A 6,028-nucleotide genomic window follows, 5' to 3' on the forward strand; every position below is an offset into this window, starting at 1 on the left:
CCTATTCCCCATCAATTATGCCTTGCTAAATCCTAAGCCGTTTGCTTGCGAGTAGCGTTCCATAAAACGCATAAATCGATCCCATTCTTCGGGATTTCTCATTAGATAAAGAGCTTCCAAACCGGCAGGCTGACCGTTGATGAACTTAGCCTTAACCTCGCGAGTGAGGATTTCGCCTTCTTCGTCGATCATGTACATTCCAGTAATGTCTTCGGTACTGGTGCTGCTGAGAGCTTTGGGATTTTCAAAGATAAATGTGGCAGTGCCTTGAGCTCCCGTTTTAGAACGGGTTAGGCGCACTTCGGGCACAGCCTCTTCGTCTATACCCCGAGAAAATTGAATTTTAGCCATAATCTGACAGTCAAACCTTAAGGATTGCTTAATTTCTTAATGTTTAATCATAAAACGATTCGGGTACTCGCAAATCAAGACTTGGGAGAGTGGGAGTGGGTGAGAGTGGGTGAAAGTGGGTGAGAGTGAGGCAATTGGAGACAAGGGCGAGAGAATATGGGTTGGTTCTTTGTACCCCAAGTTATCCTCTCCCTTGTCTTCCAATTCCCTTAGACGATGTAAGGAGAGTTAATAGGATCGGCCCGCTTTGTGGCTACCATAGTTTGGTAGATGAGGGCGGATATCTCCCCACGGGTGATGTCGTGGGCGGGGCAAAGCTTTTCGCGCGCGGGATAGTTGACCACGATTTTGCGCTCTGTGGCGGTTGCTATCTCGTCGGTAGCAAAACTGGGAATCTGAGCTCGATCGACATAAACGCTCAAAGAATTGGGGTTGCCGCCCGCCAACTGCAAGCCGTTTACCAAAGATACGATCGCCTGAACTCTAGTCAAATTCTGCTCCGGGCGAAACGTGCTGTCTGGATATCCAGCCAAAAAGCCAGCTCGATTAGCTTGGTCGATCGCTCCCTTAGCCCAAAAATCCGCCGCCACATCCTTAAAAACCGTCGCCTCACGGCGCGGCACCAATTCAAACGCCTTCGCCAGCATAGCCGCATACTGAGCTCTAGTTACAATCTCGTAAGGTTGAAAAGTGCCGTTGGGAAACCCGCTAACAATATTCATCTTTGCCAAGCGATCGATAAAATCTTTGGCCCAATGCGTGGTGATGTCGCTAAACTTTAGCCCGCCAGGAGTCGGAGTTGGCGTCACATTGCCCAACTCAAATAAACCTTTCACCCGCGAAGAATTGAGCTGATTTCCCACCGCAGAAATCTTAACCCCAGTCGCGTTTTGCAAGTCTAATTCACCGTTATTCTGAAAAATATTGCCGCCCAAATCTTGAGCAGTACCAATATCTGGCAGCGACTTCCCCCCCGCAGTCAAACCGTCTTCGGTATTTTTTTCAATGCGATTCTTACGTAAAATCGGCTTAGATTCCCCCGCTAAAACTATACCGGAGCGATTTTCCAAAATTTGGTTATCAGCAATCAAAGGAGCCGACTGAGCTTGCAGAGAAATGCCGAAACCCGTCTTTTGAAAAATATTGCGCCGTATTGCTCCTTTAGCAGTTCCCGCCACAATCACCCCAGCGGCGGAGTTTCCCACAAATATGTTGTCGAGAATCGCAGGATTAGCAGTGCCCGTGGCAAAAACGCCTTCGCCCTTACAAAGTGTGAAACTGCAGTTAGCCACAGTCGGAGAAGTTGACTCAATCCAGACTCCCGTGCCGCGAGTATCGAGATTAGTAACAGTTACTCCGCGCAATTCCGAATTAGTTGCTAGCAGTATCGTGATATTTTGGCCCGCAGCGGTGGGACTGACAAATTTGCCACTGCCTTGAATCAGAATGCCTCTACCTTTGTTAGTTTCATTGCCAACAACTTTTACTCCCGAGGGAATTTCCAAGGGAAATTTTTCGCCACTAGCAGCGCTGTAAATTCCCGGTGCTAACTGAATAGTGCTTTCCGATGCAGCGCGGGCGATCGCGCGGGCTATAGTTTTGAATGGAGCCGATTGGGTGCCGGCTGCGGAATCACTGCCTGTTTGCGGGTTAACGTAAAGTGTTGCCATGTTTTTGTTAAAGAAATAATTGGTGATCGAGCTTTTGTGCAATTTTCATTGTCTGCGAACTGAACCCCGGATTTATATTCACCTTTGATTGCGGAGATTATTTAATTGCACGATATCCGCAACATTACCTCTCAGGAGTGGCAACCGCAGGGGGATTGCCCCTACAAAAGACTGTATTTCTCGTTCCCAGCAACAGCAGAACCAGACTTATTTAAGAAGCCCGAAATATAGGGATGCTATTTTTTCCAGATGTTGCCAAAACCACTAAAATTTCGCTCGCCAATTAGGAAAATCGAACGTCTTGCAGTCATGTACGATCGATCGAGATTCCCTGCCCAAAAACCTTAACTGCTTCCGCCAAATCAGTTTCACCCATTAAAATGCAGCGTCTTAGTAAATCGATATCCAGCGTTTCCAATCCTGACAGTTGACTCTGAATTACTTGCTCGTAGCCATCTTCCCGGAGATGATACAGCCGCAGCGTGCCATCTTCCCAAAACCAGATTTCAGGCACGCCCAAAGCTCGATATTTTGGCAACTTGCTCAGTCCACCGCTAGTATAAACCACCTCGATCGACAAATCGGGAATCAACTTAGGTTCTCCCAAACAAAACGATTTGTCTGCTTGAGTTGAAGCTTCTCCCGTCTTCTCCTGCGTCATTGAACCAGAAGGGTAAAACTTAATACCTTGTTGCAGCAGAAAAGTGGTCAGCAAGTAACCAATGATCTCAGAAAAATTTTCGTGTTGGAATCCTGGCATCAGAATCTCGATCGCCCCTGCAAAAAAAGACAACTTTATGCCAGGGGAATCTTCCGAAACCTTCTGGATTAACTTGAATTGCTCCCAAGTGCCGTTGAGCACCACTCGCCCATCGAGAGTTTCGCGATCGAGAACTTGTGTCATTGACTCGCACCATTATCTCCTATCGGGATTATAACGCATTTTGCGATCGCTCCTACAGAAGAGCCATGCAGCAATTGTAGCTGAGGAATCCGAACAGTTCTTTCTGGTTTTTGAATATAACAGGAGCGACGCGAGTCTTAATTTTGAAATATAGCCCTGAAGGGCAGCAAATGGGATTAGCAGTAGATTCGGTATTAATTTGGCTTGTTCACTCATGGCTGCGGCTGATTAGAGAAATTACATCTAATTCTGGTATTGAAAAGCGTCGGCACTCGGCAACGCTGATGGTGTAGCGAACATCGCCAACGCCATTTCGGAGCTCAGCTTCAATAATTCTGGGAAAATCTCTCTCGACTTTGAAATAGTTAATTTCTCGTGGGGTATAGCCAATTTGTTCATAGTAAGGAATATGTATATCCAGATAGCCAACTTCAAAAAGGAGTATTTCTAATTCTTCTTTTGCTATAGGGTCGTTTTCGAGAAGTGACCTAAGACTGGCGACAATATCCGGTAGAGATTCACCTCGTTCTTGTCTAGCATCAAGGGATAGGTGCAGTAAAATCAGTGCGCCAGTGCCAGTATCATCTAGTTGCCGCTCGCTTGAGATAGCTAGTTTCTGATGCTGTTTAGCTGTAGTAGTTTTGACTTCAACAGCACAGTGTTGAAACTGGAAATCTTGTTGAGTTCCTTTTGCACCCGTCCAACATTTGACTCCTTGGCGAGAGCCAATTTGAGGAATAACAACCTGCAGCAAAAACCAGAGTTCACCATATAATCCTTGCTGTTCCGCTTGGCTAAGTCCTTCAGGGTTATGTTTTTCTAAGAATGCTTGCCATCGCCGCAGACGGGTAAAGAAAGCCCCTACAGCGTTTTGCTCATCCGTAATCGGAGCAATTGCATCAACAATGTCCTGTACTAATGTTGTAAAGATATCGCTGTAACGCGAGTTAATAAGTACCAGTTGCAGGGTGACATGGGCATCATCATCACCTTGCAGGGCTACACGCCTAACCTCAAAACAGTTGGAATTAGGAAAAACAGCGGCTTTCCCGATAGCTTTGTAATTTACCCGCATCATCAGCAAACGCGCATTAGAAGGTCTTTCAATAGCGAGATAAACATCGTATGTAACCTCTGGCAATAGGCGGCGGATGATATAGCCAGAAGGTACACTTGTAGTATCATCCTCCAGTAGTTTCCAGGTATTTTGCACCGTCATGGCTGACCAAACTCCTGTTGCCAGTAAGGATTGTTAACCATATATTCGACCATCTGGGCTGTTTTGCTATCGGGGAAACTTACCACAAAACCGATGACAGGAATTTCCGACTTGATTTCTTCTGGATCTAGTGGATAAAGCAGCAGTAAGCCGTTTCTTGGGGAACGCTTGGAACGCAAAATTTTTCCATCAGGCGTATTACTAGAACTTGGTGGTTTACCAGCTTCTGCTCGCCGCCGCCGGGTGATTTCGAGAATTTCGTCACGACTTTCGTGAGAGAGATCGAGCCATTCATCGGTTGGACTCAGGAGGCGAGACTTGATGAGACGATATTCCTGAGAAGATTCAGAAGAGGCATTCTGACGCAAAGTTAAACCAATCTCATTTCCGGCAATATTTCTCTTATTTTTGGCTCGATTACTTGATATAAGAACGACAGTCCAAGAGGTAAGTTCATGCGGCAGTTGAGCCTTGATGTATTTGACGAGGAGTGAAGTATTTGCCAGTTTACAATTATCGTGAGCTTGATAACCTGACAGAAACTCAATGACTTTTTCAGAAGGAACCTCCGCCCAGATATAGTTACCCTTTTCTTGTCTGGGAGATGAGCCAAGGCTTCTCAGTAGTTCTTCTGTGACCTTAAGATTTTTCCGATTTATATTCTCATCTTTGTGTAAAATTGTGGTCTCGCTGAGGGTTCTGGTGTAAGACAGCCGCATGACAGTACCAGTCTTCATCTTATTCGCCCCAGTAATTACCAAATCCTGCGGGTGCGTGCGAACTTTTAAACCGAATTCATCAGGTGTCGCTCCGGCATCAGCCATATAGTCAAACTCCTGCCGGAGTTCCTCACTGGCAATAGTGATGTGTTCGTACCATTCAATTAGCTCATCAGTTGTGTACAATCGGCAAAGATCGATATATCCCGGTCTGTATCCAAACCATCGACCCATCTGCATCAGGGTGTCGTACATTTTTGATGCTCGGAGATAATAGCTGACACTTAGACCTTCCAAGGTTAGACCACGAGACAATTTATCACCGCCGATGGCAATAACACTCAGCCCATTCTTGTGTTCCCAGTAGTCTAGTACATCCTTGGCTGTGCCGTTGATTTTCTTAACCTGAATCTTAGAGACCGCCCGGTGCAGTAAAGGTTTGACTTCTTCCCAAGAAACTGACTTTAGTTCTGGATCGGGTATGGATGAGAGTATGTATGAAGTAGTTGGCACAAAATCATCTTTCCATAACTGCTCAAATTCTTCCTCTAGCTTGCCTGGTGCGTTGCTGTCGCCGTATCGCAGTCGTTTTTGTAGAGAAGTCAACTCGTCTTTGACTTGCTTTTCTACCTCGGATTGGACAGCCGTAAAACGGGCGACATGAACTAGCATTGAGTTGTGTTCGTTCTCCTGTCCTCGCACAATTCTTGCAGCGCAACAAAGAATAAACGCCCTAATTGCCTGCTTTAGAGACCCTGGAAGTTCACCCGGAACGTGACCTTTTTTGTGTTTGTCCGGCATCCATTCTTTTTGGTCTTCCACTGTTCGGATGATACGCAAAGCTTTTGATGCTTCAGGACCCATAGCCGGCTCAGTGTCCAGTCCAAATATCTGCACTGGGCCGATGTAGTTTGATGGTGCAGGTAGGTTGATAATAAAACTACGTGGAAAGAGATCGTCTCCAAATTCTGGATTTTTTTGACTTGGATCTAGATAGATGAATATGTTAGCAAATGGTGTGGCTGTGTAACCAACATAAGCAGTCTTTTCAAAAGGCCCACTGTAGGAAATTCTCTGCGTACAGTTCTAGTTATACCAATTTTCTAAAGTCCTGCTACAAATAATGCCTCTAAAATAAATTCCCATCCCGTCAAAGAAGCAACGA

At 45.8% G+C, this 6,028-nt stretch carries 5 protein-coding genes; all 5 read right to left on the bottom strand.

Going from position 1 to position 6,028, the window contains the following annotated elements; all coding sequences use genetic code 11:
• Window positions 1–15 precede the first annotated feature (15 nt).
• Window positions 16–351 carry a photosystem II reaction center protein Psb28 gene (gene psb28 / locus QUB14_RS23740; RefSeq protein ID WP_190662837.1) on the bottom strand — a complete coding sequence of 112 codons (336 nt, stop codon included), beginning with the start codon at window positions 349–351 and terminating at the stop codon, window positions 16–18.
• A gap of 209 nt (window positions 352–560) precedes the next feature.
• A complete protein-coding gene (locus QUB14_RS23745) occupies window positions 561–2,021 on the bottom strand; it encodes a DUF1565 domain-containing protein (protein WP_333219876.1) in 1,461 nt (486 codons plus the stop codon).
• 307 nt (window positions 2,022–2,328) lie between these two features.
• Window positions 2,329–2,925 (bottom strand): Uma2 family endonuclease, encoded by a 597-nt coding sequence (locus tag QUB14_RS23750; protein ID WP_333219874.1) that lies wholly within the window; start codon window positions 2,923–2,925, stop codon window positions 2,329–2,331.
• Between the two features lie 208 nt (window positions 2,926–3,133).
• On the bottom strand, window positions 3,134–4,144 hold the full coding sequence (locus QUB14_RS23755) for a PD-(D/E)XK motif protein (protein ID WP_333219873.1): 1,011 nt from the start codon (window positions 4,142–4,144) through the stop codon (window positions 3,134–3,136).
• Window positions 4,141–5,727, bottom strand: coding sequence for a Z1 domain-containing protein (locus tag QUB14_RS23760; RefSeq protein ID WP_333219871.1), 1,587 nt, complete (start codon window positions 5,725–5,727; stop codon window positions 4,141–4,143). Before QUB14_RS23760 ends, QUB14_RS23755 begins: the two co-directional genes overlap by 4 nt.
• Between the last annotated feature and the right edge of the window lie 301 nt (window positions 5,728–6,028).

The sequence above is a fragment of the Microcoleus sp. B3-D2 genome (assembly GCF_036705345.1).
Taxonomy (GTDB): domain Bacteria; phylum Cyanobacteriota; class Cyanobacteriia; order Cyanobacteriales; family Microcoleaceae; genus Microcoleus.